At 69.7% G+C, this 26,065-nt stretch carries 22 protein-coding genes and 1 tRNA gene; 9 read left to right on the top strand and 14 right to left on the bottom strand.

Annotated elements, in window-relative coordinates; all coding sequences use genetic code 11:
• Nucleotides 1–37 precede the first annotated feature (37 nt).
• The 4 genes from HD593_RS08305 to HD593_RS60180 form a co-directional block, all read right to left on the bottom strand.
• Nucleotides 38–196, bottom strand: a complete 159-nt coding sequence (locus tag HD593_RS08305; protein ID WP_185101608.1) for a DUF397 domain-containing protein — start codon at nt 194–196, stop codon at nt 38–40.
• A gap of 226 nt (nt 197–422) precedes the next feature.
• On the bottom strand, nt 423–1,076 hold the full coding sequence (locus HD593_RS08300; protein WP_185101607.1) for a JAB domain-containing protein: 654 nt from the start codon (nt 1,074–1,076) through the stop codon (nt 423–425).
• Between the two features lie 76 nt (nt 1,077–1,152).
• Nucleotides 1,153–2,847: a DUF262 domain-containing protein gene (locus HD593_RS08295; protein WP_185101606.1), complete on the bottom strand. Its 1,695-nt coding sequence runs from the start codon at nt 2,845–2,847 to the stop codon at nt 1,153–1,155.
• A gap of 207 nt (nt 2,848–3,054) precedes the next feature.
• Nucleotides 3,055–4,242: a hypothetical protein gene (locus HD593_RS60180; protein WP_221524656.1), complete on the bottom strand. Its 1,188-nt coding sequence runs from the start codon at nt 4,240–4,242 to the stop codon at nt 3,055–3,057.
• A gap of 552 nt (nt 4,243–4,794) precedes the next feature.
• Between HD593_RS60180 and HD593_RS08285 the strand changes: the two genes are divergently transcribed.
• Nucleotides 4,795–5,649 (top strand): hypothetical protein, encoded by an 855-nt coding sequence (locus tag HD593_RS08285; RefSeq protein WP_185101605.1) that lies wholly within the window; start codon nt 4,795–4,797, stop codon nt 5,647–5,649.
• Here the strand turns inward: HD593_RS08285 and HD593_RS08280 are convergent.
• Nucleotides 5,576–7,099 carry a hypothetical protein gene (locus HD593_RS08280; RefSeq protein WP_185101604.1) on the bottom strand — a complete coding sequence of 508 codons (1,524 nt, stop codon included), beginning with the start codon at nt 7,097–7,099 and terminating at the stop codon, nt 5,576–5,578. The genes HD593_RS08285 and HD593_RS08280 overlap by 74 nt on opposite strands.
• Nucleotides 7,100–7,562: 463 nt before the next feature.
• Between HD593_RS08280 and HD593_RS08275 the strand changes: the two genes are divergently transcribed.
• From HD593_RS08275 to HD593_RS08265, 3 genes are all read left to right on the top strand, one after another.
• Nucleotides 7,563–8,219 carry a hypothetical protein gene (locus HD593_RS08275; protein ID WP_185101603.1) on the top strand — a complete coding sequence of 219 codons (657 nt, stop codon included), beginning with the start codon at nt 7,563–7,565 and terminating at the stop codon, nt 8,217–8,219.
• Nucleotides 8,220–8,370: 151 nt separating this feature from the next.
• On the top strand, nt 8,371–8,721 hold the full coding sequence (locus tag HD593_RS08270) for a hypothetical protein (protein WP_185101602.1): 351 nt from the start codon (nt 8,371–8,373) through the stop codon (nt 8,719–8,721).
• A 1,350-nt stretch (nt 8,722–10,071) separates the two neighbouring features.
• Nucleotides 10,072–11,637, top strand: a complete 1,566-nt coding sequence (locus tag HD593_RS08265) for a site-specific integrase (RefSeq protein ID WP_185101601.1) — start codon at nt 10,072–10,074, stop codon at nt 11,635–11,637.
• A gap of 208 nt (nt 11,638–11,845) precedes the next feature.
• On the opposite strand, the gene HD593_RS08260 is transcribed toward HD593_RS08265, so the two are convergent.
• Together HD593_RS08260 and HD593_RS60175 are read right to left on the bottom strand one after the other, a co-directional pair.
• Nucleotides 11,846–11,919: transfer RNA gene (locus HD593_RS08260), tRNA-Arg, on the bottom strand.
• Nucleotides 11,920–11,973: 54 nt separating this feature from the next.
• A complete protein-coding gene (locus tag HD593_RS60175; RefSeq protein ID WP_221524655.1) occupies nt 11,974–12,474 on the bottom strand; it encodes a ZIP family metal transporter in 501 nt (166 codons plus the stop codon).
• Nucleotides 12,475–12,539: 65 nt separating this feature from the next.
• On the opposite strand from HD593_RS60175, the gene HD593_RS60170 reads away from it, so the two are divergent.
• From HD593_RS60170 to HD593_RS08245, 3 genes are all read left to right on the top strand, one after another.
• The gene (locus HD593_RS60170) at nt 12,540–12,803 is read left to right on the top strand and encodes a hypothetical protein (RefSeq protein WP_221524654.1); all 264 of its coding nucleotides are present in this window, start codon (nt 12,540–12,542) and stop codon (nt 12,801–12,803) included.
• Between the two features lie 75 nt (nt 12,804–12,878).
• Nucleotides 12,879–13,736, top strand: coding sequence for a phosphotransferase (locus HD593_RS08250; RefSeq protein WP_185101600.1), 858 nt, complete (start codon nt 12,879–12,881; stop codon nt 13,734–13,736).
• Nucleotides 13,720–14,688, top strand: a complete 969-nt coding sequence (locus HD593_RS08245) for a cobalamin biosynthesis protein (RefSeq protein ID WP_185101599.1) — start codon at nt 13,720–13,722, stop codon at nt 14,686–14,688. Before HD593_RS08250 ends, HD593_RS08245 begins: the two co-directional genes overlap by 17 nt.
• A gap of 51 nt (nt 14,689–14,739) precedes the next feature.
• On the opposite strand, the gene HD593_RS08240 is transcribed toward HD593_RS08245, so the two are convergent.
• From HD593_RS08240 to HD593_RS08230, 3 genes are all read right to left on the bottom strand, one after another.
• On the bottom strand, nt 14,740–14,973 hold the full coding sequence (locus HD593_RS08240) for a hypothetical protein (protein WP_185101598.1): 234 nt from the start codon (nt 14,971–14,973) through the stop codon (nt 14,740–14,742).
• Nucleotides 14,974–15,065: 92 nt separating this feature from the next.
• Nucleotides 15,066–15,863, bottom strand: coding sequence for an exodeoxyribonuclease III (locus HD593_RS08235; protein ID WP_185101597.1), 798 nt, complete (start codon nt 15,861–15,863; stop codon nt 15,066–15,068).
• A gap of 81 nt (nt 15,864–15,944) precedes the next feature.
• Nucleotides 15,945–16,718 carry a hypothetical protein gene (locus HD593_RS08230; protein WP_185101596.1) on the bottom strand — a complete coding sequence of 258 codons (774 nt, stop codon included), beginning with the start codon at nt 16,716–16,718 and terminating at the stop codon, nt 15,945–15,947.
• Between the two features lie 211 nt (nt 16,719–16,929).
• Between HD593_RS08230 and HD593_RS08225 the strand changes: the two genes are divergently transcribed.
• Nucleotides 16,930–17,658: an AfsR/SARP family transcriptional regulator gene (locus tag HD593_RS08225; RefSeq protein ID WP_185101595.1), complete on the top strand. Its 729-nt coding sequence runs from the start codon at nt 16,930–16,932 to the stop codon at nt 17,656–17,658.
• Between the two features lie 31 nt (nt 17,659–17,689).
• Here the strand turns inward: HD593_RS08225 and HD593_RS08220 are convergent, their stop codons facing one another.
• Genes HD593_RS08220 through HD593_RS63265 form a run of 3 tightly spaced genes read right to left on the bottom strand, consistent with a single transcriptional unit; the run spans nt 17,690 to nt 24,249 of the window.
• Nucleotides 17,690–20,737 (bottom strand): AfsR/SARP family transcriptional regulator, encoded by a 3,048-nt coding sequence (locus tag HD593_RS08220; RefSeq protein ID WP_185101594.1) that lies wholly within the window; start codon nt 20,735–20,737, stop codon nt 17,690–17,692.
• Between the two features lie 19 nt (nt 20,738–20,756).
• Nucleotides 20,757–21,728 carry an inositol-3-phosphate synthase gene (locus HD593_RS08215; RefSeq protein ID WP_185101593.1) on the bottom strand — a complete coding sequence of 324 codons (972 nt, stop codon included), beginning with the start codon at nt 21,726–21,728 and terminating at the stop codon, nt 20,757–20,759.
• Nucleotides 21,729–21,735: 7 nt separating this feature from the next.
• On the bottom strand, nt 21,736–24,249 hold the full coding sequence (locus HD593_RS63265) for an ATP-binding protein (protein ID WP_185101592.1): 2,514 nt from the start codon (nt 24,247–24,249) through the stop codon (nt 21,736–21,738).
• A 92-nt stretch (nt 24,250–24,341) separates the two neighbouring features.
• Here HD593_RS63265 and HD593_RS08205 point away from each other — a divergent pair, with 92 nt between their 5' ends.
• Complete coding sequence (locus HD593_RS08205; protein ID WP_221524653.1) at nt 24,342–25,466, top strand: MFS transporter; 1,125 nt, start codon at nt 24,342–24,344, stop codon at nt 25,464–25,466.
• On the opposite strand, the gene HD593_RS08200 is transcribed toward HD593_RS08205, so the two are convergent.
• A complete protein-coding gene (locus HD593_RS08200; RefSeq protein ID WP_185101590.1) occupies nt 25,429–26,061 on the bottom strand; it encodes a hypothetical protein in 633 nt (210 codons plus the stop codon). The two genes, HD593_RS08205 and HD593_RS08200, sit on opposite strands and share 38 nt — an antisense overlap.
• Nucleotides 26,062–26,065 lie beyond the last annotated feature (4 nt).

Below are 26,065 nucleotides of genomic sequence, written 5' to 3'. Positions count from 1 at the left end.
GCGACGAAGAGCGAATGGGAGTCGGTGTCCGTGACATTCAGAGGCCCTCGCCGGGTTTCCTGGCATCGCGGACCAGGATGTGGTGCCGGAGAGAGGCGAGCTCGACGCATGCGGCGCTGGAACCGCTGTAACTGATCTTTCGCCACTCCAGGTCTGCGACCTCGCGAGTCACTCGTTGTCCTTCCGTTAACTTCATCCAAGTGACGGCCTTGAGCTGCGAGAGGAGCTCACCGAACGGGAGTGCGAGGGAGTCCGTCGATGGAGCCTCGTCTACGGACTCCTGGCGTGTGGGCTTGGTGCGGGCGTGCGACGGGCAGCTGGTGGCCTATCTGCCGGGGCCGCCCAACAGGCTCGTCGAGGCCGGCGACCGGATGGGCTTGTGCGAGCCGTCCCCACCGGTTGGACCGGCACCGGTGCGATGGTCACGGGATCCTGGCCCACGAAGTCTCGGTGACGATGACGTGGTCGAGCAGGCGGAGCCCGACCGTGGTCGCGGCCTCGCGGAGGCGGGCGGTCACTCGGACATCCGCCTCGCTCGGTTCCGTCCGGCCGCTCGGATGGTTGTGCGCTACTGCGAAACGGGCGCCGCCCAGAGCGAGGACCAGGCTCAGGACGTCGCGGACTGGGATCTGGGTGCGATCCGCCGCGCCATCAGTGAGCGTGGCCGTCTTCAGGATCCGGCCGCCGGCGTCGCAGACGACCACGACCGCCCTCTCGTGCCGGAGACCACGCAGCAGCGGTGCGGCGGCGACCGCTATGTCCTCGGTGGCCGTGATCCGGCCGAGGCGCGGCGGCGTGGCCGCGCGTCGCGCCAGCTCGAACACCGCCGTCAGCCGGGCCGCCCTGGCCGGGCCTATCCCCGCCGACCGCTGGAGCGCGCCCGGATCGGCCGCCGCCACCGCGGCCAGCCCGCCATGGTCGGCGAGCAACCGGGACGCCAGCTCGATGACGTCCACGCCGGGACGGCCCTCACCCAGCACCAGCGCCAGCAGCTCCCGCTCGGCAAGCGCACGCGGGCCGTGCTCAAGCAGCCGTTCCCTGGGCCGATCGGCCTCGGGCAGATCAGTGACGCGCATCGGACTCACCTCCCGCCACTAGGAGACCATCCGGCACCGACAGAACGTGACCGGCCCGGACACCGCCGCCCGGACCTCAGTCGTCGGTGTCCTCGTCCACGACCTCGACCTCGTTCGCGAGCCGCAGGCTCTCCTCGTCGAGCTCAACCGGCGCGGCCTCCGTCGCCAGGCCGCGCTGGATGAGATCCCTAGCCCAATCCAGCAGGGTCTCCGACCGGGCGGCGAGAAACGCCTTGTAGTCGCCACGCATGGCCGCGTCGAAAGCGGGCGCGGAGACGAGGCAGGTGTCGAGCCGCTCGCGGATCGTCCGTTCGTCACTGAAGTCGATTTCGGCCTTCAGGTAGGCGGACGGCGGCAGGTCGGAGATCTTCTGGTTGCTGATCGCGGTCAGCATGACGATGTTCGCGAGGACGTTGGCCTGCTCGAACCTGATGCCGTCGCGTAGGAGGGCCGCTTTGGGAAAGAAGTGGTGGAACTGCAGGTAGTTGTCCCCGGCCAGCGTCTTTCCCACGTCGATTGCTGCCCCGGTGATCAGGTCGACGGGGCCCCGTGCCGCGAGCATGAGCGCGAACGTCTTCTGCGGCGCGGTGCCCCGATCGTACTTACCCGCCCACAGCCGCGTGCTGGGCGGCGGAACGTCCACCTCGATGCCCTTGGTCTCGCCCTTCGCGAACGCCGTCACCGCCGCGAGGTCCGCCGCCATCTTCCGGGGATTCCAGCCCTCGTAGTAGCCGCCGAGGACCGTCCGCCAGAACCAGCTGCGGAGCTGGGCGAACTGCTTGCCGTTCGGCCTCGGGATCTGCCGGAAGATCTCGATGACGACGGCGAGCTGGTTGGCGTGGGGAAGCGCGGCGGCCGTCGGAGTGCCTATCTCGGTGGTGAGGAAGTCCACGGCCTTCTTTGCGGCCTCCTCGGTCTCCTCGATGGCCGCCAGGAGACGTTCATGGCCAACGGACGGCAGCTGCTCCATGTCGGACTTGGCGAACCCGAGCCCGGCCGCCGCCGAGATCGCGCGGAGTAGCAGCATCTGGTCGATCAAGCCGTAGTTCTTGGCCGCGAGCACGTCGCGGACGCCGTCGATGGCGTCGAGGAGATCGAAGTCGCTGCGCCAAGTCACCGCGCGGATGACCTGGACCGCCGTCAGCGGTGTGCCGCGAGTGTTGACCCGTTCGAAAATCCGGCCGACCTCAGTGATCGAGGCCGTCTTCAGCGTCACGACCGAGGTCTCGTAGTTCGAGAAGTTGTCGAACAGCTGCCCCGCCGCCTCCTCGAACTCATCAGGAAGCCGTTTCGAAGCCCACTTGGCGTACTGGTAGGGCTGGGCGAGCAGCCTCAGCGGAATCTGGTGCGCGGGCGGCTCGTCGAAGTCCTTCCGGTGCGCGAAACGCTCCTCCTCGAAGTCATAGACCAGGTTCCAGAGGCTCTTCGGATCACCCTTCGGCTCCCAGTACAGTGCCCCGCAGATAGTCGACAGACGCTGGCAGCCGTCGAGCAGGTAGGCAGTACGTTCACGGTTCGGCGCCTGGTCGATCTCGATGCCCGCGATGTCGTGGTCGCTCGCCAGCCGCAACTCGCTGTCCCACAGCAACAGGCTGCCGATCGGGTAGTTCCGTGAGATCGAGTCGAGGAGATCGAGGACCTGGTGGCCCTTCCACACGAACTGCCGCTGGAACTTCGGAAGCCTGATCTCCCCCGCTTTGACCCGCGACGCGAGCTCGGTGATCTTCTCTAACTGGGGGCGGTGAGCGCGCTCATGGGGGATCGGCGACATACCCCAAGATTTTCACGAACGCCCCGCCGTTGTCACCCGAAGCACCGGAGGGGTGACCTGTCCGGCTTCGTCGGAACCGTCGGGGTGACCACGATCATCTGGCGTGAGGACTACTGGAGCGACGGCAACCTGCCGACCGCTCTCGACCGTTTGCGGAGCTGACAAAGGTCATAGCCCCTCGCGACATCGTCATCCGAAGGGCACAAGCTATTCCAGGATGTATCTGCTCGGCTCCGTGAGGGGCGGCAGCAGGTCACGGGCGCGTGAGTTCAGGGGATTGAGCCTGCCCGTCGCGGGGTTGAGGCCGTACACGAATGCTTTGGCCTTGTCCGCGAACTCCGCTGCTGGTCCGCTGATCCTGCCATTGGTGATCACGATCAGCCTTTTCGGCAGGTCTTCGCCAGCCGCTGCGGCCAGGCCGTTCAGCCGCTGGATCTCGGACGTCGACAGGTCCTTGGTCCGGCCGCTCCAATCGACGTGATAGGTGTCGGAGTGAATCAGGCTGTCCGGTCCGCCTTCGCGGATGTCTCCGAAGCCGAAGGTCGCGAGCTGCTCCAGAACGGCGTCCAGGTGTTCCCTTGCGCCTGCCGGCCGTAGGGCCGGCTCGGTGAGGAACAGAGATTCCTCTACGTCGGACCACGTCTCGGCGGATGCTCGCGACGGCTTGGACGTCTCCCAGGGAACGCCGCTCTCGACCCACGCCTTCGGCCCGTCGCAGATTAGGTCGGCGATCCGACTCACAGGGACGTCGGCGCGCGGCATGCCCGGCGTCGGGAGTTTCCCGCGCCCTAGGGAACCGCCGAGATCGACACGCGTCCAAGCTTCACGCTCCGGGTCGTATATGTCGACCAGCCAGCCGACGCTGGCCTTGATGGAGACCCGGACGAAGATGTCGGAGAGCCTGGCCTCGACGTAGGCTCCTTCGTGCCCGTCTGCGATGTGGAGCTTGGGCTCGTAGCGCGGTCCATAGGCGAAGTATCGGTTCCCGGCCGCCACCCGTTGGACGTGTACTCCTCGTTCGGACAGGAGGTCGGCGAGCTCGGTCATGTCCGACGGTTCGCTCTCGTGCCAGCGCCAAGGCGACGCTACCGGCACTCCGGCGAGGCGGGCAGTAGCGTGGGCGTGAATGGCGTCGACGAGCACCTCGCTGGATGTGTCCAGCGGCCAGATGGAGGGCTCACTCCCTAGCACTGGATCGACGATCAGCCATACCAATGCGTGGCCGAGCCTTGACTGGCTCAGCACGACCCCTCGGTCTCCTGGCAGTTTGACCATCAGGTACGGCTGGGATCCGGTGGAGTTGAGGTGGACTCGGTCGCCCAGATCGAGGTGGCGTTCATGCAGCAACCGCTCCAGTCTCTGGAAGTGCAGGTGCGTGCCGACGGCGGCGCCCATGTCACCGGGAGGGAAAGACAAGGAAAGAACGCTCCTCTGAAGTGGCCGTGCGATCCGCGATGCAATCATCTGCGAAAAGTGTAGAGCGGACTGACTTTCTTGATCAACGCCCCTTTTAATCCGTAGGTTCCGGGTTCGAGCCCCGGGCACCCTCCCACTCCAACCTGCAGGTTCACCCACCACCTCGTTCGCAGAGTCAAGAGGTGGGTCATAACTGGGTCACTTCTGGGAAAAACAGCACCACCAGGCCTTTCCGGCAAAGCAGTCAGCGTAGCGGCTGGTTCGTGGGACGACGCCGAAGCTGGATCGCTATCTTTTGCAACCTATGACCTGTTTTTCGCACTGTGGTGAGGACCAGGCGTGCCGTGGCCTCAGCTGCCTCGTGATGGAGTTCGGGCAGGACCGAGGTGTAGGTGTCAGCACGGCTGCTGCCTGCTGCCGATTGATACAGCTCCGCCCGTCGTGTACAGGAATCACCGGTCGCAGCAGAGCAGCCGACCGCATATCGCGCAAAGTGACCGTGCGGTAACACCGTCGGAGTTATTGTCAGGCATGGAGGTTGGAGAAGAGTGGGCTTATCGCGAGCGGCCGAGGGCGCTGGGCGATCCCGTGCACCGCGTCACGATCGTGAAGATTCGGGATAGCGACGACTCGATCAGGATTCGCCGGCTGGACGGCGACGACGCTGGGCTACAGGAATGGGTCTCCTACACCTCTCTGCTCGACCGCTGGACCGACATCGAACCGCGGCTCAACGACGAGCGGCGCCTTTTGGCCGTCAGAGAAGCATCGTCTGCTGCTGGCGACACGGTGGAGTACGAAGCCGCGTTGCTCGTCGTGAAGGTCTGTGGGCTTGGCCGACGGGTGATCCTCGGACGAAGCAAGACCGAGACGGGGGTCCTGCGGATCGACAAGCCTGCTGGGGTAGCTGATCGTCTGGGACTCACCGTCGAAGAACTAGCCGACGACCCTCTCGCCTTCCATGATCGTCATGGGACGCTGATCAGCCCTTGGCGGGCAGCACGGCGGCTGATGCCGACGATTGCTACGACCTTCTCCGAAGGGATCATAGAAGCGATCCACCGGGAAGAAGCGGAACTGCGTTCGGAGAACCTCTACGGGTACCCTTACCGGCCGTCCTGGGCGGACGCCCGGGAGGAACGCAAGGTACGGCTGCGCGAGCGCGAACCTGTGCACGCCTTGGTGCGGCAGTGGTGCGGGCAGGAAGCCGTTGAGCGGTTCGATGAGCTGATCGCCTTGCGCAATGAGGTTGTGCGGCTTGGCAAGCTCCTGGACCGGGCGGTCGAGGCACTACGCAAGCGCGGGGCTACGGCTACCGCCGCCACCATTGAGAGCGACCTGGGCGTCCCCATTGCCATGCTGATGGGTAGAGATCGTCGTACCTGACGCCGGCGGGTTCTTCTGGTCGTGGTTCTCGTTCGCCTCGACTTTCCTCCCGCAGGTAGCGGTGCAGGGCCTCCGGCGTCGGTTCGATGTCGAAGTTCGCCTCGGTCAGCACGCTCGGCGTGTGCAAGGGATCCATGTGATCTGCCTGTGCTCGCGCCCACGTCACCCACTGCGTAATCGTTGCCTCCTGTGCAGGCAGAGTCGCCGCAAGTGCTTCCAGCCCCCGGCAGAATTCGCGGATCTCCGCGGCGCGGGCCCATCCCTCTAGTGCCTGGCCGAAGACTCGCCGTCGATGCTCCTCCCTTGCCTGGTCGGCGGCCTGCGCACGTTCCTTATCGCGCGCTGCTTGCCGCTCCGCCTCCCGTCGATGCCGTTCCTCCTCCTGGCGTCGCCACTTCTCAGCGCGTTCGCGCTCAGCCTTCTCTCGCGCCAGGCGTGCCTGCTGGTCAGCCTCAGCGCGCCGCTCAATCTCCTTGACGGCCGCTCGTATCTTGTCCTCCACGCGTGAACGCTTGTCGTCCGCCCAGCACTGCAGACCGCGTCCTTCCCCCAGCTCAAGCCTGAGCCGGCCCGAAGGGACCTCGTCGTACTCGGGCGTGACCCGTTGCCAGGTGTAGAGCTTTCGGCTCCGGAGTTCCTCTTCGGTGTACACGTGAGGAACGCGGTCGAGTTCCTCCTTGATGTGCAGCGCGTACTGGTGCCCACGCGCGTGCGCGTAGAGGCCCCGTGGTTTGCCCCGCCTGGATATGCCGATGCAATGGCCCCGCTTCAACAGGTCCTCTGCTAAGGCGCGTACCACTTCCAACGCGCGGCCGAACATCGCGTCGGTGACGTCGATCGAACGACGATCTTCCCTAAGCCAGTCCGCAAGCTCGTGAGGATCGGTGATCAGGTCACGGGCGCTCAATCGGATGCGGTTCCACTCCGTATCATCGGGATGTGTAGCATCCTCCAGCCGAAGGATGAGATCCCCGCGGTCGCGACCGGTATGCAGGAGGCGGAAGCCTTCAGGGATCAATCCCTGGCGCTTGGCCGCGTCCAATGCCCGTCGATGAAGCGCCCTGGTGGCCTCGTCCGGGTCACGGACATGCAGCGTCCCCCCTTCGTCCTGCAAGCGCTTAATCAGTTCAGCCGCCAAAACGTGAGGTGATGGCGGCCCCGGGCTGGCAGTTCGTCTTCCGCCCTTGGAAGTCACGGTGGGAGATGTCAGAGCCGCAGCGCCCTGATAGTAGCCATGCTCGAGGTAGAAGCGTCCTGCCTCGGTTACCTCGGCGATCCAGACCCCGTCTCGCCGTGGGGTCGAAACCAGTCCCCTGTCCCGGAGTGCATACACGGTACGAGCTAAATCACTGTCCTTGGCGGTGATCGATTCGCCCTCCGCGATGCGGCGCAGGGTCGCCATCTGGCGCTCGTTCAGCTTCGCCCACCGACGCATATCACCAGATGACATCAGGCCGCCACCGTACGCAACTAGATTTCGCGACAACGGGTTCCCAACTCGAGGTTTCACGATCAACCACGCTGTTGTTGACGCTCTCTTGTCCCCGATCTGGTCGACGGGTGTCTTACCGGGAACCTCCCATCACCCGCCACCGCTCTGTGCACACCTACCGTGACCAGCCTCATCAGGATTAAAGAGCTCATGGAACGCTTCGCAAGGGAAGAGGTTGACTTGGTCGATTCTTCGCATTTCACCAAGCAGGGTAACAGTTACCCATAATCGTCGAGCTACAAGAAATATCTCCCCACAGGACATAAGAGACCATTTGAGGAATATTCATGTCCAGTGCGACAAGAGGCAGTCATATCGGTGTAGCTTTGTCGTCTTGTGTATTCGAGGTATAACTACTCGTAGCGCGTACGCACCCGCGCCTTAGTCGGCAACCGGTTCCAACCGAGAGGTGCGTAACTAGATGAGTATCAGCACGAGCGCCCGCACGCGAGTTGACGACGCCTCCGCCGTTAGCCCGGCGGGCTGGCTCTCGGTGAGTATGTGCCCCGCCTGGTGCAGCGACAGCCACAACGGCATGGACTACCCGGAGGACCGAGAGCACGGCTGCCGCTACCTCGAGACCGATCTGCAGACGATGCCGTACGACAACTACGGCACGGACGGCAACCCGAGGTACAGGCCCTGTCAGGCCATGGCCAACCTCGTACAGCATTATCGTGAGGGCGAACCTCGTGTCTGCTTCGCGGACAGCAGCGACAAGGCCACGTACTACATGACCCTCGACGAGGCACAGGAGATCGCTTTCCACCTGCTGACCTTGGTCGCGGCTGGACGTAACCGAGCCGAGATCGGCGAGATTCCGCAATCGGTCAGTGTGGCGGAGGGCTGTCAGCCTTGGTGTAACCGCCACCGGCCTGGCGACTGCTGCGCCAGCGGCAACGTCGATGGGGCGTGGCTGACCTACGACGACGAACAAGACGGCGCCTTGATCTGGTTCCACACCTCCGGCGATGGAGGGCTGCCAGTGAGTGAGGCTGAGAGGCTCGCGCTCGCAATCTCCCGCGCCGCTGTCCTGGCCCGGCGCAGCCGACTGGTCGAGTCAACGAGCGGCCACTAGCAAAGTCGCGGGAGCTTCACGTTCGACAAGACCGGGCAGACATCCCTGGACAATTCGACCCTGCCTGCAAGGCAGAAGAAGGCGATTGATCATGACTAGCAGTCCGCGAGGTGTGCTTGACCTGCCCACTCCTCTCGCTCGACTCTATGGCATGGCCATGGAGGGCGGCATCGAGGTTTCGGACTTCGAGTGCATCGACGGCCCATGGCCGGATGACGACATCACGGCACTGGTCGCCCCCAACCGGATCGTGTTCAATCCCTCACTCGAGGACGACGATCTGCGAGCGGACGTGCTCGCCTTCGCTGCCGCGTTGTGCTGTTCTTTGGTGCTGAGCGATTCGGCACCTGCCGGCCACGTGGCAGCGCCTGGCGGTCTCGTTCTCATTGGGCGGGAAAAGCTTCCGGAGCCGCCTACGGGTCCTGGGCGGCTGGCGGGAATGTTCGCTCGTAGATGTGGCAAAGACACAACGTCGGCCACCTTCAAGATTTACATCCCCTAGGAGTTGCTGGTGACTCGCATGCTGGGGTTGCTCGCGCACCCCCGATGAGCGCCGGGGCAGATGCTAACAACAGCACCAAAGCAGCCAGGATCGTCCCCGCATCCTTCGATAGTCCTGCCATCCTTAAAGAGGACAATGTCAGCTCCCTAGCGCCTCGACTACGGCCTCTGGGCTGACATCAGGTTAAAGAACCGAAGATGCAAGAAACTGTCAACGGACGCGATCCACCCCTGCGGTTGCTCGGTGGATGCTCGTCAGCACGCGATACGGCGCAGTGCCGACTGGCATTCTTGGGCATTTCTAGGGATGACAATGGTGACTGCAGTGGTACATTCAAATACAGAATGATAGTGCACGGCACTTTAGCTGCCGACTTTTAATTCGCAGGTCGCGTCAGCTTCTCACCATCACCGCCCGCATCCTGCACGCCGCCATGCCTGCGGCGTCTACGACCAGGGGCGGTCCCCGTCCGTCCGCGGGCACGACGTGCACCGAATACGAGTGCTTTGTCCGGTAATGATAGTCAAACCTTTGCTCTGCCTGCTGTCCAAAATCGGGCCTGACCGCAGGTATTTATAAAGGTGACAGGGACCAGGTGGCCCAGGTAATCGGGCCGCACCCACATGGCTTCACCGCAGAGCAACGCGACATCACCAACCACATCATCCTCCGTACCAGGCAAACGGCGAAACCGTACCGCTCAGCACGACCGACGCCTCCCGACTGCCGCGAAAGGTGTCCATCGAGCCGGCAGCGACGACACACGCCATCCCCGGCCGGCGTGCTGGAAACGGCTTCTCATCTCGCTCGCACGCGTGGGTGCGCTCCCGCGCACGGGAGTTGTCCTTAACTCTGTGGTGCTTCAAGCGATGCAGCGGCGGCGAAGCGGTGCGGAAACCGCCAGCACCCGGGACCGGTGTTGACCGTCGGATTCGGCCTTGACCAACGCCATCCAGGTGGGCGTCGATACGCCCTGCCCGGCACGGCCATCGATGCGGCGGGGTGACGACCACCGGCGTGCTCGCCCGGCCCACACCCACCGCATCGGCCGCGCCGGGCGGGAACACGACGACCCGGCGCCCCACGCCGTACCGACGGCGCCAGGGGGCGACAGGGCCGCTGTGCGCCCGTGCCCAGCGACCCCCGGGGCCGCGACCGAGCGGGACATCGCGGGACGAGTGCTCGGAACCGGACTTATCCAGCTCCGCAGGTGGGCGAGGGGCGGCCAGCGCCTTCGCCAGCCATCAGGAACTGAGCGCAGCAACCCCGCGCCGAACTCCATCCGCTTCCCTGCTCACCGTCACAGCAGCCCCACCCAACAGCACCGAAGAGAAGAGGACGACACACATCATGGCCGAGGGACGCACCTTCAAACGCTGCTCCTGCCGCAACAGCGACGGCAAGGCACTCGGGCAGCAATGCCCCAAGCTGCGCCGCGCCGACGGCGGATGGAGCTACCGGCACGGCATTTGGAACTACCAGATCGAACTCCCACCCGGCAGCGACGGTAAGCGGCGCGGGCCGCTGCGGCGCGGTGGCTTCGCCACCCAGGACGCCGCCAAGGCCGAGCTTGGGCAAGTGCGTGACCTGCTCGCGCTGGCCGACCCGCGTGAGCCCGCCACTCGCATCCAGATCGCTGACCTGATCAAGCGGACGCTGGCCGAGACCGACACCCTCCCGGACGCGGAAACGGTCCGACGCAAGATCAAGACCGGGCAGCATCTGACCCAGGAGATCACCGTCGCGCAGTGGCTGGCCGAGTTCCTCAACCGCAAACGGAAGATCGAAGAGACCACCCGCCGCTCCTACGAAGGCCACATCCGCCTCTACCTCACCCCCTACCTGGGGCGGCTGCGGCTGGATCAGCTCAAGGTCAGCGACATCGCGTTGATGTTCGAGCAGATCGAGGAGTTCAACGACACCATCGCCGAACGCCGCGCCCACCCCGACCCGCAGATACGGGCCACGGTGAAGTACCGGCGGCCGATCAGCATCGCCACCATGCACCGCATCCGCGCCACCCTCCGGCACGCACTTAACGTGGCCATGCGGCAAGACCGGCTGATCGACTTCAACCCTGCCGCTGTCTTGGAGATGGCCGCCTACACCCGGCCCAAGCCTCTGGTGTGGACTGACGACCGGGTCCGCGCCTGGCAACAGGACTTCCGCGGCTACCGGGAGAGGGAGAAGCAGCGACGAGGCGGGCGGCGGGTCGATCCCATCGACGCCTACACCAGCGCGCCCCGCCCCTCCCCGGTCATGGTCTGGACGCCCGCCCAGACTCGACTGTTCCTCGAAGAAGCACGACGCCACCGCCTGTTCGCCCTCTACCAGCTGATCGCACTGCGTGGGCTGCGCCGAGGCGAGGCGTGCGGGCTGCGGTGGAAGGAGGTCGATCTCGACGGCCAGACCTTGACCATCAACTGGCAGCTCGTGCAGCTGGCCTGGGACGTTCGTGAGGGCACCCCGAAGACTGACGCCTCGGTGCGGACCATCGCCCTGGACACCGACACCGCCCGGGTGCTGCGCGCCCACCGGCAGCAGCAGCTCCAGGAACGCTTGGCCATGGGCGAGGCATGGGCGGACACCGGATTCGTGTTCACCCAGCCCGACGGCAACCGGCTGCATCCCCAGCACATCTCCGACCAGTTTCTCTGGCTGGCCTACCTCGCCGGCCTGCCACCCATCCGCCTGCACGATCTCCGCCACGGCGCGGCCTCACTGATGCTGGCGGCCGGGGTGGAGATGAAGGTGGTGCAGGAAACGCTGGGGCACACCTCCAGCGCGTTCACCGCCGACACCTACACCTCCGTCTATCCGCAGGTGGCCATGGCCGCGGCCGAGAAGACCGCGGCTCTGCTGTTCGGCAAGGAAGACCAGACCGCGCCCGGGCAAGTCATCTCGCTGAGGAGCTGAACAGTCGGATTAAGCATCCGGCCCCGCATTCGCCGCCTGCTCGCGGCGAGGCGGGGCCGCTGCTCTTGTACCGAGTGGGAGGATGACAAATGGATCATGGTGTGTGCGGGGTTGGTGCGGGCGAGCACGTATGGAGCGCGCAGCCGCTAGACGAAAATTCTAGAACGAGTCCGATCCCGCAAAGCCGCAGGTCAGAACATGATCAAAGCGCGCCCTGCAGGATTCGAACCTGCGACCGTCGGATTAGAAGTCCGGTGCTCTATCCAGCTGAGCTAAGGGCGCTCCCGCCTTATTGTGCATGATCCGGCGACATGTCACGTACACGTTTTCCCCGTGTCAGCCTGTCAACCCGATCACACCCCACATGAACAACGTTCCCAGCACGGTCGCCGTCAACGTCCATCTCGTCGCCCGTCTGGGCGTGTGGGCCTCAGGGAGGATATCGGACGTGGCGAGGTAGAGGAGGAATCCGGCGAAAAGGCCGAGGTACGCGCCCAGGGCGGCGTCGGGGATGGTGACGAGGGTGGTGATGGTGGCGCCGGCTACGGGGGCGAGGGCGTCGAGGGTGAGGAGGGTGAGGAGGATGAGGGCGCGGCGGCGGGCGTTGCCGTAGAGGGAGGTGACGGTGTAGGTGTTGAAGCCGTCCGTGAAGTCGTGCGCGATGGCGTCTAGGGCTACGGCCACCGCGAGGGAGGTGTCCGTCTGGTAGGCGGCGCCGATCGCGGCGCCGTCCAGGAGGCTGTGGATGACGAGGGCCGAGCCGGCGGTGAGGCCGACGCCCGCACGGGCGTGCCGGTGGGTGGCGTAGTCCGTTTCGTGGGTGTCGTGCATGCCCATCGAGCGCTCCACGATGTGATGCCGAGGAAGGCGACGGCGAGCGTGAGCATGGGCAGGGGGACGCCGTGCACGCGCAGGGGTTCGAGGGCCAGGGCCTCCGGGAGGAGGTCGAAGGCGACCACGCCGAGCATGACGCCGGCCGCGAAGCCGGGGACGAGGTGGCGGCGCCTGCCGACGCGGCCGGCGACAAACCCACCGAGCAGCCTGCCGACGCGGCCACCGACGAAGCCACCGAGCAGCCTGCCGACGCGGCCGGCGACGAAGCCGCCAAGCAGCGTCGTCACGAACGCGGCCGGCGACAGCAGGATCGGCATGAAGGTGCAGGCTAGCGGGCCGCGGTGGCAACTTCCTGAGTTGAAAAAGGCCAGGCGGGGGTGGGGCATATAGGTCTAAGCTGTCTGGGCATGGTCGCGACGCTCCTGCATGAGATTCCGCTGCAGGGCGGGGACGTGACAGACGGGGTGGTGCGCGTCGGTGACACCGTGCGCAGACCGGCCAGTAGGTCCACGCCCGCCGTTCATGCCCTGCTCAGACACCTTGAGGCCGTCGGGTTCGACGGGGCGCCGAGGGTGGTGGGGATGGATGAGTTCGGCCGGGAGATTCTCACCTATGTCCCTGGTACGACCGGGTTGCGGCTGGAGAGCGTGACCGATGAGGCGTTGGCCCAGCTTGCCGGGTTGTTGCGGCGGTTTCATGATGCGACCGCCGGGTTTCCGCTGACGGAGTTGGGGTGGGAAGGGGGGTCGAATGATGATCGGTCGCCGGAAGTGATCGGGCATTGTGATTTAACGCCTGAGAACGTGATATTTCGGCATTGCTCGGGTGGCCGCTCGGGCAGTCGCTCAGGCAGTCGCTCGGGTGGTCGTTCCGGGGACGCAGGGGGTGGCGAGGCCGGTCCGTACGCGTTGATTGATTTTGATCTGGCCCGGCCGACCACCAGGCTCTTCGACATCGTGACCACGCTGCGCCACTGGGCCCCCATCTCCGACCCCGTCGATCGCGCGCCCCTCCTCCGCTCCGTGGACGTCGGCGCCCGGCTCCGCCTGTTCTGCGACGCGTACGGCGTGCTGCCCCGCGACCGCCGCCGCCTCCTCGAACTGGCCAGGCTCCGCTTCCACCGCTCCTACACGGTCATGCGCACCCGCGCCACCGTCGGCGGCAACTGGGCCAAGATGTGGGCGGGCGGCGCCGGTGAGCGCATCCGGCGGGCCGCCGCGTGGCTGGATGTGCACGAAGATGAGCTTCATGCCCATTTGGTATGACCCTCTGGGGCTCGCCCTCGGCGTCGCCCTCGACCGGCTCCTCGCCGACCCGCAGAGCCCCGCCCACCCGGTCGCGGTGTTCGGGCGCGGGGCGGCGCGGCTGGAGCAGGTCCTGTACGCGGACGACAGGCGCCGCGGCGTGCTGCACGTGGCCGTGTGCGTCGGCGGCACGGCCACGCTCGGCGTGCTGGCGGTGCGGGCGACCTCGCGCAGCAGAGTCCTCCGTACGACCCTGACGGCCCTGACCACCTGGGCCGTGCTCGGCGGCACCACCCTGGCCAGGGAGGGCGCGTACATGTCCGACGCCCTGGAGCGCGGCGACCTGGAACGCGCCAGGGCCCGGCTCCCCCACCTGTGCGGCCGGGACCCCAGCGGGCTGGAAGCCCCCGAGCTGGCCAGGGCCACGGTCGAGTCGCTGGCCGAGAACACCTCCGACGCCGTCGTGGCCCCCCTGTTCTGGGGCGCGGTGGCGGGGGTGCCGGGGATGCTGGCGTACCGGGCGATCAACACGCTGGACGCCATGGTCGGGCATCGATCCGCCCGTTACGAGAGGTTCGGCTGGGCCGCCGCCCGGCTCGACGACGTGGCGAACTACGTGCCGGCGCGGCTGACCGGCGTGCTCACCGTGCTGACCGCGCCCGATCCGGGCGCGGCGCGGGCCATGCTGCGCAGGGACGGGCATCGCCATCCCAGCCCGAACGCCGGGCGGTGCGAGGCCGCGTTCGCCGGCGCCCTCGGGGTCACGCTCGGCGGGAAGAACGTCTACGGGGGGAGGGTGGAGGAGCGGCCGACGATGGGTGACGGGCCTTCGCCTCGGGTGGGTGACATCCCCCGTGCGGTACGGCTGACGCGGGCCGTGAGCCTGGCCGCCGCCTGTGTGGCGGGGGTGGCCATGGCCGGGATGTCGTCGTTCGCGGGCGCCTGGATACGCCGCCGCCTGGCCGGGGGATAGGAGCGTGGTGCGCCGTACGGCCCCGCCCAAGTGCCGTACAGCGCGCCCCGCCTACATGATGCGGTTGAGGTTGAGCACGAGCCAGATCACGAAGATCACCACCAGGGTGACCCCGATCATCGACTTGGTGGCGTTGTGCGCCGTCGTCCTCCGCGCCGTCACCTGCCTGGCGCTCTGCTTGTACACCTGCCGCATGATGATCATCGCCTGGAACCGGCGTCCCAGGGCGAACACGGCGAGCCCGATCAGGATGAATAAGATGACGCGGCCGTCTGCAGATTCCACGGGAATCCCCCCTGTGGTCCTCTGAAGTTGCTTACAGCCCCCGAAACTGTGAGAACACACGATACTCGGACGACAGCGATTTGTGACTATATTTATGTGTCCAGGTCAACCACGATCGGCGCGTGATCCGACGGCCCCTTCCCCTTGCGGGCCTCCCGGTCCACGTACGCGGACCGCACCCGCCCGGCCACGTCCCCGCTCGCGTACACGAGGTCGATCCGCATCCCCTTGTTCTGGTGGAACATCCCGGCCCGGTAGTCCCAGTACGTGAACGGATGCGGCCCCTTCATCGGCGTGGGCACCACGTCGTGCAGCCCGAGGGCGCGCAGCTCGGCCAGCGCCTGGCGTTCTGCGGGCGTGACGTGGGTGGCTCCGGCGAAGAGGGCGGGATCCCACACGTCGGCGTCCGTCGGCGCCACGTTGTAGTCGCCGCAGGCCACCACGGGCCCGGCGGCCACCTCGGCGGCCAGCGCGTCGCGCAGCGCGGCGAACCAGTCGAGCTTGTAGGCGTAGTGGGGCGAGTCGGGCGTGCGGCCGTTGGGCGCGTACAGGGACCAGACGCGCATCCCGCCGCAGGTCGCGCCGATGGCGCGGGCTTCGGGGCGGGCGGCGCCGACCCCTTCGAGCTCTCCGAAGCCGGGCTCGCCGGGGAAGCTGAACGTCACCTCCGACAGCCCGGCCCTGGACAGCAGCGCGACACCGTTCCAGCGGCCGTCGCCGTGGGCCGCGGCGGCGTAGCCGAGTGCCTCCACCTCCGCCACCGGGAACGCCTCCGCGGGGCATTTGGTCTCCTGCAGGCACACGATGTCGGGCGCGGTCTCCGCCAGCCAGTCGAGCAGCCGGGGCAGCCGTGCCTTGACGGAGTTCACGTTCCAGGTAGCCAGGCGCATCCCCCCAGCCTGCCACCACGGCCCACAGGAGACCCGCAAGTACGGGCCGGAACGGTTGCCCGGCCCGTCACGCGGCCGTGGTCAGCGGCTGGTCCAGAGGGGCTTGTTGTCCTTGGAGTAGATGATGACCCGGCCGTCGTTGCTGACCGCGAGCCAGGCGCCGGGGTTGCCGGCGGTCTTGGTGCTCCACAGCGCCCTGTTGTTACGGTCGACCACCACCCAGTTGCCCTCGGCCTGCATGATCGAGCGGGCGCCCGGGTGCCCGGCCGTCGGCGTGGTGAACAGGCTGCGCTGCCCGTCGTACAGGACCGCGTTGCCCTCCTCCTGCTGGATCAGCTTGTAGCGCCCGTTGGCCGACTGGATCGACTGGCCGGCCCGCAGCACGTCCCCTGAGGGCAGCTTGCCGCCGAGGTACGCCTTCGACGACCACAGCGGCTTGTTGTCCTTGGAGTAGATCACCAGGTTGCCGCTCTGCTTGGGCAGCAGCAGGTACGCGCCGGGGTTGCCGGCGGTCGGCGTGGACCACAGGGCCTTGTTGGAGGCGCTGTAGATGACGAGGTTCCCCTCCTTCTGCATGGTCGCCTTGGCGCCGGGGTTGCCCGCGGTGGGCGAGGTCCACAGGGCCTTGGTGCCGTCGTAGAAGACGAGGTTCCCCTGCGACTGCTGGACGAGCTTGAACCGGCCCCCGACCGAGGTCAGCGACTGCCCGGACAGCAGCCACTCGCCCGGGGTGAGCCGGTCGTCGGCGGCGACGGCGACAGCGGCGTTGCCCGGCTGCGCCATGGCCGTGAGGGCGACCGGGCCCGCGAGGAGCGAGCCTGCCATGGCGGCGATCGCGGCCTTCTTCGTGATCAACTTTCGTCTCTTCCTGATAGGCGAAGATCGTGAGGCAAAGACCCTGACAGAGCCCGTTGGCGTTCTGTTGGCGCAGCGGGCAGGGTGCCGCCGGCCCGGCTGAACAAACCGAACCGACGCACCGCCGGCCCGGCTTAACAGACCGGACCCACGCGCCGCCGGCCCGGCCTCATTTAGCCGGGTTTTAGCGTGCTGCGGCATCCTGTGACGGGTGGATCACTTGGAGTTTCGCCTGCTCGGGTCCATTGACGCCTGTGTCGGGGGACGCCGCCTGGAGCTCGGGCCGCGTAAGCGTCGTTACGTGCTGGCCGCCCTGCTGCTGGACCTGAACCGTCCGGTAGCGGTGGAGCGGCTGATCGACGCCGTGTGGGAAGGCGACCCCCCGGACAGTGCGCGGATGACCGTGCAGGGACATGTGTACAGGCTGCGCCGCACCCTGGTGGGCGCGCAGGTGGAGACCGATGCGTCCGGCTACGTGCTGCGGGCGGACCCCGAGCAGGTGGACGTGCTGCGTTTCCGCCGGCTCGCGGCCGAGGCCGCCGTGGCGGGGGACGAGGCCGGCGCCGCCCTGCTGGAGGAGGCGCTGGAGCTGTGGCTCGGGCCGGCGCTGGGCGAGCCGGGGGGCGGCACGTCGCTGGCGGTGGCGGCGGTCGAGCTGGAGGAGGCGCGGCTGGCGGCCGTCGAGGAGCTGGCCCGCCGGCGGCTGCGGCTGGGCCAGCCGGAGCGGGCCGTCGCGCCGCTGCGCGCGATCGTTACCGCCGCGCCGCACCACGAGCGGCTGGTGTCGCTGCTGATGACGGCCTTCTTCCGGGTGGGGAGGCAGGCTGAGGCGCTGGAGCTGTACGAGCGCACCCGCCGGCTGCTGGCCGACCAGCTCGGGGTGAGCCCGGGGCGGGAGCTCCAGGCCACGTTCGAGTCCGTGCTCACGGCTCGGGTCTGATTGAGCGAAAGGCCCGTTCGTCAGTGACGGCTCAGGGCCGGTCGAGGAGCCGGTCCAGTACGGCCTGCGCCGCCGCCTCGTCCAGCCGGTGCCCGAACTCGCGGTGCAGCTCCACGGCTCTCCGCGCGTCATGGATGCCGTCGGGGCACGCCCTGGCCAGCACGGTCAGCGCCTGCCCTTCGAGCCGCCGCATGCCGTACCGGACGGCCGCGTCGCGGGCCTGGCGGGCGTGGCGGGCGGCCTCGACCGGTCGCCCGCCCTCCACGAGCACCTCCGCCAGCCACACGCGGGCCCGGGTGTCGAGGAAGGGGTAGGCCCTGTCGCGGTAGGCGGCCAGCACGTCCTCCAGCAGCCGGACGCGCTCGTCGAGGCCGAGCGAGACGTCCACGCGGGCGAGCGTGCCGCTGGCCTCGTCGTACCCGCTGCTCGGCCGGCGGTCCTCGCCCGCGGCCCGCACGGCCAGGCGGGCGAGATCTGCGGCGCGCGCGGCGTCGCCCTTGAGGTACCAGGCCAGGGCGGCGCCCGCCAGCGTGCGGGCCACCTGAGAGCCACCGGCCGCCGGACGCCCCGCCGCCCGGTCCTGCCCGGAGCCGCCGGACGCCGCCTCCAAGCCCCGGTCGAAGGCGTCGATGGCGGCCTCGACGTTCCCCAGCGTCAGATGGATGTCGCCGAGCACGGTGTGGGCCCTGGCCTGCCCGCCGGGCGGCTCGGCCAGCGCCTGCCGGACGCGGAGGGAGCGGAGCTGCCGGTCCAGCGCGTCGCCGGCGCGGCCGGCCCACAGCAGGGTGATCGCGTAGTTCTCCAGCGCCATGGCCAGCTTGGTCGTGGGCTCGAACGCCTCCCACAGCCGGATGATGCGCTCGTGGTTGGCCAGGCTCTCGTGCAGGTTGCCGAGGCTGGTGGTGCCCATGACCAGGTTGCTCAGCGCGAGCAGGGTGCCGGTCTTCCAGCCGATCTCGTCGTAGAGGCGGGCGGCGAGCTGGGAGTGGCGGATGGCGGGGCGCGGCTCGTTCAGCATGAACCAGGCGTTGGCCAGCGTGTGGCGCATCGCGGCCTGCCCGGCGCGGTCGTCCGCCCGCTCGGCCTCGGCCAGGGCGCGGCCGGCCAGCGCGATGATCACGTCGGGCTGGTAGCCGTCGTACATGAAGGCCCGCAGGCTCTCCACCAGCCGCCACAGCAGCCGGCCTCGGGCGTGGTCGATCACGGCGAGCAGGTTGAGCTGCTCGGCGCGGAACCAGGTGCTCGCGGCCTCGGCGCCGGCGAACCGTTCGGCGTCGTCCGGCGGGTCCTCGGGGGTCAGCGGGAGCAGCTCGACGGAGGGGGCGAGCAGCCGCCCCGCGGCCCGTACGGTGTGCAGGTAGTACGCGTGCAGCGGCGCGGGATCGTCGTCCCCCTCGGTGCAGTGCTCGCGGGCGTACAGGGCGACCAGGTCGTGCAGCCGGTAGCGGCCGGGCGCGTGCTCCTCCACGAGGTGGGCCGAGGCGAGCCTGGACAGCAGCCGCCTGGCCGTGCCCGGGTCGCCGCCGGCCAGCCGGGCGGCGGAGGCGGCGGTGAAGTCGCAGCCGGGCACCAGCCCGAAGCGCCGGAACAGCACCTGGGCGTCCGGCGGGAGCGCCGCGTACGAGCCGGCGAACGCCGTGGCCACCGTGGCCTGCGCGTCGCCCTCGACGGCCAGCGTGCTCCAGCGGTCGGCGTGCAGCTCCTGGATGTAGTCGCGCAGGCCGGCCCGGCCGAGGAGGTTCGCGCCGGCGATGGCCAGGGCCAGCGGCAGGTGGCCGCAGAGCTCGGCCAGCTCGGCGGCGGCCTCGGGGTCGGCCTGGACGGGCTCGCTGCCGACCAGGCCGGCCAGCAGGTCGCGGGCCTCTTCAGGGCTGAGCGTGCCGAGCCGTACACTCTGCGCCCCTTGCAGGGCGAGGCCCCGGAGCGCGTCGCGGCTGGTGACGATCACGCCGCAGGTGTCGCCGCCCGGCAGCAGGGGGCGTACCTGCTCGGCGGAGGCGGCGTTGTCGAGGACGAGGAGCACGCGGCGGCCGGCCAGCGTGGACCGGTAGAGGCCGAGCTGCTCGGCGGCGCCGTTGGGCGCGGGCACGCCGAGCGCGCCGAGCAGGCGGGGCAGCACCCGCTCGGGCGGCAGCGGCTCGCCCTGGCCGTGGCCGCCCAGGTCCACGTGCAGCTGGCCGTCGGGGTAGCAGGGGGCGACCTGGTAGCCGACGCGCACGGCCAGCGCGGACTTGCCGATGCCGGCCGCCCCGGTCACCACGGCGACGCGCCCGTCGCGCAGCAGGCACCGCAGCCGTTCGGCCTCGGCCCGCCTGCCGACGAACCCGGCCACGTCCCTGGGGAGCTGGCGCGGCACCATCGGCCGGTGCCCCTGAACGATGCGCTGGTGCAGGTCGCGCAGGCGGGGGCCTGGATCGACGCCCAGCTCCCTGGCCAGCAGCCGCTGCACGTCGTGGAAGAGCTCCAGCGCCTCGGCGGTGCGGCCGTCGTGCCACAGCGCCGTCATGGCCAGCGCGTGCGGCGTCTCCCTGAGCGGCTCCTCGTGCCTGACGCCCTGCAGCAGCGTGGGCACCTCGCGGTGGCGGCCCAGCTCGATGAGGGCGGCGGCCAGCTCCTCCAGCAGGTCCCACAGCTCGCGCAGCAGCGGCATGCGGACGCGCTGCTCGACCCAGCCGGTGCCGACGCCCTGCAGCGGCTGGCCGCGCCACTGCTCCAGCGCCCGTTCCCAGGCGGCCACCGCGAGCTCGGGCCGGCCTGCCGCGTGCCCCTCGGCTGCAAGGCGGCGGAAGCGGACCAGGTCCACCTCCTCCGCGGGGACGGCCAGGGAGTAGCCGGCCGTCGTGCTGGCGATGCGCTCGCCGAGCGTCTTACGGAGCTGGGAGACCTTGAGCTGGACGATGGTCTTGGCGGTCTTGGGCGGGTCCTCCTCCCACAGGGCGTCGATGAGCCGGTCCACCGGCACGTACGCCCCGTGGTGGGCCGCCAGCATCCCCAGCACGCACTGCTGCTGCGCGCCCTCGACCGGAACCTGGGCGCCGCCCTCGCTGACCTCGACCGGGCCGAGCACGCGGATGTCCATCCCGGCCGAGCATAACGGGTCAGACCGCCTTCATCAGCGCACCCGACACCTCCTCCAGCAGCCCGCCGACGCCCAGGTCCATGGCCTGCCTGGCGTGCCGCGCGGCGTCCAGGGCGTTGCCCGCGGCGCTGGGCGAGTCCTCGACGACCAGGCGCAGCTCCAGCTCCAGCGGGGATCCGCCGAACCCCTCGCCGTCCAGCCTGATGTAGGCGACCTTGCGGTCGTCCATGAACGGGACGTACTGGGCGCCGACGTGGATGGACGCGCCCGCGCCCGTCGCCTTGGTCGCCTGCTTGCTCGCCATCCGCCCGGGGTCCTCCAGATTGACGAAGTCCATGTTGCCGCCGCCGAGGAGCTGGTGCCCTCCGGTGAGGCGGACCCCGCTGCCGGTCAGGGCGTCGACCAGCGCGCGGTGCACCAGCGTGGCGCCGAACGAGCTCTTCAGGTCGTCGCCGACCAGCGGCAGCCCGGCGGCGGCGAAGCGGGCGCGCCATTCGGGCGAGCGGGCCAGCACGGCCGGCATGCAGTTCACGAACGCGCACCCGGCCTCGATCGCGGCCTGCGCGTAGAGTTCGGCCGCCCGCTGCGCGCCGGTCGGCAGGAAGTTGAGCACCACGTGGCTGCCTGTCTCCCGCAGGTGGGCGGCGACCTCGGCGGGCGTGGCGCCGCCGCGCGGGTCGACCAGGCCGGCCGACCCGGGGCCGACGCCGTCGGCCAGGATGCCCTCCACCACGGGAACGCCCAGGTGCGGCACGTCGGCGAACCTGCGGGCGTTGTTCGGCGCGGTCCAGATGGCCTGCGACAGGTCCTGGCCGAGCTTGGCCCGGCCGACGTCGAAGGCGGCGGTGAAGCGGACCTGGGAGATCGCGTAGCCGGCGCAGATGGGGTTGGGCAGGCCGGGGGCGTCGCCGTCACGGTAGTGCTCGACGCCCTGCACCAGCGCGGACACGCAGTTCCCTACGCCGATCACGGCGAGGTTCACAGAGTTCATGCCCGGATTAGATCAGGCCCGTACGCCGGGCCCGCGCGACGGCCTCCACCCGGGAGGACGCGCCCAGCTTGCCCATGATGTTCGAAACGTGCACGCCCGACGTCCTGGCCGAGATGAACAGCCGCTCGGCGATCTGCCGGTTGCTCAGCCCCTCGGCCACGAGCACGAGCACCTCCCGCTCCCTGGCCGACAGGAGCGGCTCGTCGCCGAGTGGCACCCGCAGCGTGGCCGCCGCCGCCTCGGCCGCGTGCCGCAGCGGCTCCGAGCCGAGGCCGCCGGCGATCGCGACCGCCTCGCGCAGCCGCTCGCGGGCCTGCCCGGGGTCCTGCTCGGCCGCCCGCACCAGGGTCTGGCCCAGCGCGTACGGCTGCCCGACCGCCCGCCAGGACGCCACGGCCGCCTCCCAGAGACCGCCGCACTCGGCCTCGAACGTGGCCCGGTGCGCCTGCTGGACCCGCCCGGTCGTGGCCACGCCCCCGGGCGCCTCGCGGACCCGCCCGAGAGAGGCCGCCAGCGCCAGCAGCGGCCAGGCGTAGCGGCGGCTCAGCGTGAGGTCGTGCTCGGCCAGCACGTGGTCCACCACGCGCCCGGCCCGTCGCTGATCGCCGCCGGCCAGGGCGAGCCGGCATTCCAGCAGGTCGGGCTCCAGGCAGGAGTCGTAGCCCCGCGACCGGCCGCGCATGAGCGGCCTGACCCGGCCCACGATCTCCTCTGCCTCGCCGAGCGCGCCCTCCCAGACGGCGACGGTGCCGAGCACCATGAGGATCCAGGCGCGGTGGATGGGCGGCGGGTCGAGCGCGAGCGCGGTCCGCATCACCTCGCGGGCCTCCTTCCAGCGGCCCATGGACGCCAGGGGCTCGGCCAGGTTGGCCGCCAGGTGGCCGCCCCTCGACCTGGCCAGGCCCAGGCGGCGGGCCCTGGCGATGCCCTCCCTGGCGACGGATTCGGCCCTGGCGTGCTCTCCGGCCGCCTCCAGCACGTCGGCCTCGCTGGCGTAGGTGATGAGCAGGCTGTCGTCGTCGGGCGCGGTCGCCCTGGCCTCGGCGTACAGGCTGGACGCGGTCCCGAGGTCGCCGTCCAGGGCGGTGAGGGCGGCCAGGGTGGTCAGGGATCTGGTGTCGCCGAGCGCGAGCGCCTCCTCGGCGTGGGCCCTGGCCTCGGCGTCCTGGCCGTTCCAGGCGAGCACGGTGGCCAGGGAGCCGATCAGCCTGGACTCGCGCGGTGCCAGCCGTACGGCCGCGCGCAGGTCGTCCAGGCCCTCCTCGCCGAGCAGGTCGCGGATGGCGACGCGCAACTCCAGCAGGCGCGCCGCGCGCAACGGATCGGAGTGCGGGCCGCCCGCCTCCTCCAGCGCGCGGGTGGCCAGCTCCTCCGCGCGCTCGGTGTCGCCCTCGCCCAGGGCGTCGCGGGCGGCCAGCTCCAGGACCTGTACGTGATCGGTTCCGCTCTCGGCCTGGTCCCACAGCTCCAGCACCCGTTCCCAGCGCCGGGCGGCCCAGGCGGACTCGAAGGCGCGCCGCCGGTCCCCCGCCGCGTACCAGTGGTCGGCGGCCAGCTCGGGGTGGGCCTCGGCGCAGCGGGCGTGCAGCCGCCGCCGTTCGCCCGGCAGCAGGTCGTCGTAGACGGCGTCGCGGATGAGCGCGTGCCGGAAGGTGTAGCCGTCGCCGTCCACGAGCAGCAGCCGGGCGCGTACGACGGGCCGCAGCGCCTCGTCCAGCGCCAGGTCGTCGAGCCCGGCGACGGCGCGCAGCACGTCGTGCGGCGTCCTGCGCCCGGCCACGGCGGCGATCCGCAGCACGTCCAGCCCCTCGGCGGGCAGCCGCTCGGCCCCGGCGAGCAGCAGCTCCCGCAGCGAGGCGGGCGTGGCGGCGCCGGCGTCGGCGAGCGCCTCGGCGAACAGCGGGTTGCCCTCGCTGCGCGTCACGATCAGGTCGAGGTCCTGCGGCTGGTGCTCCTGCCCGAGCAGGCGGGCCACCTCGTCCCGCCCGAGCGGCGGCACCCTGATCACCTCGGCGCCCGGCAGCCGCAGCGGCTCGCGCGAGGTCGCGACGACGAGCACGCCGGGGGCCATCAGGTTGCGCGCCAGGAAGACCAGCAGGTCGACGCTGGCCTGGTCGGCCCAGTGCAGGTCCTCCAGCACGAGGACGAGGGGCCGCCGCTCGGCCGACCGCTCGACCAGCAGCAGCACCTCCTCGAACAGCCGGGCCCGCCCCAGGTCCGGCAGTTCCTCGACCTCTCCCAGCTCGGGCAGCAGCCGGGCCAGGCCCCGGCGCCCGCCGCCCGGCACGAGGCCGGCGCCGTACTGCCTGACCAGGCCGCGCAGCACCGGGACGAACGGCGCGTACGCCACGCAACCCGGATCGGCCCCGCCTTCGGCCACGAACGCGTCCACCCCGGAGGCGAACTCGCCGACCAGCCGCGTCTTGCCGATGCCCGCCTCGCCGACGACCAGCACGACGCCCGGAGCACGCTCCCGCGCCGCCGTCAGCCGGGCCAGCTCCGCCGCACGTCCCACGAACACCACCCCATTATGAAGAGGCGGCCCCGTTATGAAGAGGCGGCTACGCATCATGCCCGATGTGCCGGGAACGCGCTTCCGCGACCGTCGAAGGCATGATGACGCGCGAGATGAACCTGATGATGGCCGCCTCGACGGCCGGCCTGCTCGGCTTCTACCTCCTCTTCTCCTCCGCACCGCTGTACGCCGCGACCGGCGGCGGTGGCGGGCTCGGCGCCGGGTCCGTCACCGGCGCCATGATGCTCGCCACGGTCGCGGCGGAGCTGGCGGTCCCGTGGCTGCTGTCCCGGCTCGGCTATCGGGCGGTGATGGGGCTCGGGCTGGTGCTGCTCGGCCTGCCCGCGCTGCTGCTGCCGCTGTCGGCGGAGCTGAGCTGGGTGCTGGGGATCAGCGTGCTGCGCGGCGCCGGGCTGGGCGTGCTGGTGGTCGCGGGCACCGCGCTCACCGCCGAGCTGGTGCCCGAGGAGCGCCGCGGCGAGGGTCTGGGCCTGTACGGCGTGGCCGTCGGCATCCCGTCGGTGCTCGGGCTGCCGCTGGGGTTGTGGGCGAGCGACGCGCTGGGGTTCGGGCCGGTGTTCGCCGTGGCGGGGCTGGTGCCGCTGGCCGGGCTGCCGGCCGTGCTGGGACTGCCCGCCACCAGGCCCGCGTACGGCACGAAGCCCGCGTCGGCGGCGGGGCCCGCGGCGGGCGGGCTCGCGAGCCTCGCGCTGGTCTTCGCGGCGGTGACGACCGCGACGGGCGTCCTGGTGACGTTCCTGCCGCTGGCGGGCTCGCCGGAGCTGGCCTCGGTGGCGCTGCTCGTGCAGTCGCTGGCCACGCCCGCGGCCCGCTGGTGGGCGGGCAGGCACGGGGACCGGCACGGCTCGGCCGGGCTGCTTGTACCCGGCGTGCTCGCCACCGCCGCCGGTGTCGCGCTGCAGGTCTGGGCCGGCAGCCCGGTCGCGGTGGTGGCCGGGATGGCGCTGTTCGGGGCGGGGTTCGGGGTGCTGCAGAACGCGACGCTGGCGCTGATGTTCGAGCGGGGCGGCGCCGCCAGGGTGAGCGCGCTGTGGAACCTGGCCTACGACGCGGGCATGGGCGCGGGGGCGATGGGGTTCGGGCTGGTGCTGGGGCACACCGGGTACGCCGCGGGGTTCGGGCTGGTGGCCCTGCTCGTCCTGGCGACGCTGCCGCTGGCCAGGGTCAGGACCGCCGCCGGGTACGCTCCACTCCCACGGTGATCTCGTTGCCGAGGCGGCGGCCCAGGAGCAGCTCCAGGTCGTCGCCGCTCCAGAACCTGCCGGGGTCGTACCAGTTGGGGCGGCGCCCGCCGGGCAGCAGCCCCATCGCCTCGTAGGTGACGGCCACCACCTCGGCGCAGTAGGCGCTCTCCAGGGTCTGCTCCTTGCGGCTCCTGCGCGGGACCCGGCCCCGCATCCAGCGCGCGGCCAGCCGGGCGGTGGAGGGGAACGGGGTGCCGTCGAGCCTGGCCACCGTGCGCAGGGCGGCGTCCTCCATCTCGGGGGTGGCCTCGGGGTCGAGCTGGCGCAGCCAGGCCCGCTGGTCGTAGCGGTCGGCCCACACGGTCACGGCGGCACGCAGGTCGTGGAGCTGCACGCCGCGCTGGTGGGTGCCGGACCACAGGTCGAGCAGGGACTTGCCGAGCTCGGCGTGCCACATCATCGGCGGCATGTCCTCGATCACGATGGCCATGCCCACGTGGTTGACCGGGCTGTTGGTCATGGTCTGGATGGCGCGGTCGGGCACGGAGCGGCCGCGGAAGATCCACAGGTCGCCGGTCCTCGTCAACTTGACGGCCTCGTCGAGAGTCAGCACAGGG

It is taken from the genome of Nonomuraea rubra, assembly GCF_014207985.1.
GTDB lineage: Bacteria > Actinomycetota > Actinomycetes > Streptosporangiales > Streptosporangiaceae > Nonomuraea > Nonomuraea rubra.
Note: the sequence above shows the minus strand (reverse complement) of the source record. Positions and strands in the feature narration are given on the sequence as shown.

Bases quoted from the DNA above. Each gene is read 5' to 3' on its own strand.
- HD593_RS08220 (WP_185101594.1), bottom strand. From the start codon at position 20,737: ATGGACATCCGCGTGCTCGGCCCGGTCGAGGTCAGCGAGGGCGGCGCC.
- HD593_RS08250 (WP_185101600.1), top strand. From the start codon at position 12,879: ATGGTCGCGACGCTCCTGCATGAGATTCCGCTGCAGGGCGGGGACGTG.
- HD593_RS08280 (WP_185101604.1), bottom strand. From the start codon at position 7,099: ATGTCATCTGGTGATATGCGTCGGTGGGCGAAGCTGAACGAGCGCCAG.
- HD593_RS08235 (WP_185101597.1), bottom strand. From the start codon at position 15,863: ATGCGCCTGGCTACCTGGAACGTGAACTCCGTCAAGGCACGGCTGCCC.
- HD593_RS08205 (WP_221524653.1), top strand. From the start codon at position 24,342: ATGATGACGCGCGAGATGAACCTGATGATGGCCGCCTCGACGGCCGGC.
- HD593_RS08300 (WP_185101607.1), bottom strand. From the start codon at position 1,076: ATGCGCGTCACTGATCTGCCCGAGGCCGATCGGCCCAGGGAACGGCTG.
- HD593_RS08270 (WP_185101602.1), top strand. From the start codon at position 8,371: ATGGCCATGGAGGGCGGCATCGAGGTTTCGGACTTCGAGTGCATCGAC.
- HD593_RS60175 (WP_221524655.1), bottom strand. From the start codon at position 12,474: ATGGGCATGCACGACACCCACGAAACGGACTACGCCACCCACCGGCAC.
- HD593_RS08285 (WP_185101605.1), top strand. From the start codon at position 4,795: ATGGAGGTTGGAGAAGAGTGGGCTTATCGCGAGCGGCCGAGGGCGCTG.
- HD593_RS08305 (WP_185101608.1), bottom strand. From the start codon at position 196: ATGAAGTTAACGGAAGGACAACGAGTGACTCGCGAGGTCGCAGACCTG.
- HD593_RS08295 (WP_185101606.1), bottom strand. From the start codon at position 2,847: ATGTCGCCGATCCCCCATGAGCGCGCTCACCGCCCCCAGTTAGAGAAG.
- HD593_RS08245 (WP_185101599.1), top strand. From the start codon at position 13,720: ATGCCCATTTGGTATGACCCTCTGGGGCTCGCCCTCGGCGTCGCCCTC.
- HD593_RS08275 (WP_185101603.1), top strand. From the start codon at position 7,563: ATGAGTATCAGCACGAGCGCCCGCACGCGAGTTGACGACGCCTCCGCC.
- HD593_RS08215 (WP_185101593.1), bottom strand. From the start codon at position 21,728: ATGAACTCTGTGAACCTCGCCGTGATCGGCGTAGGGAACTGCGTGTCC.
- HD593_RS08265 (WP_185101601.1), top strand. From the start codon at position 10,072: ATGGCCGAGGGACGCACCTTCAAACGCTGCTCCTGCCGCAACAGCGAC.
- HD593_RS60180 (WP_221524656.1), bottom strand. From the start codon at position 4,242: ATGGGCGCCGCCGTCGGCACGCACCTGCACTTCCAGAGACTGGAGCGG.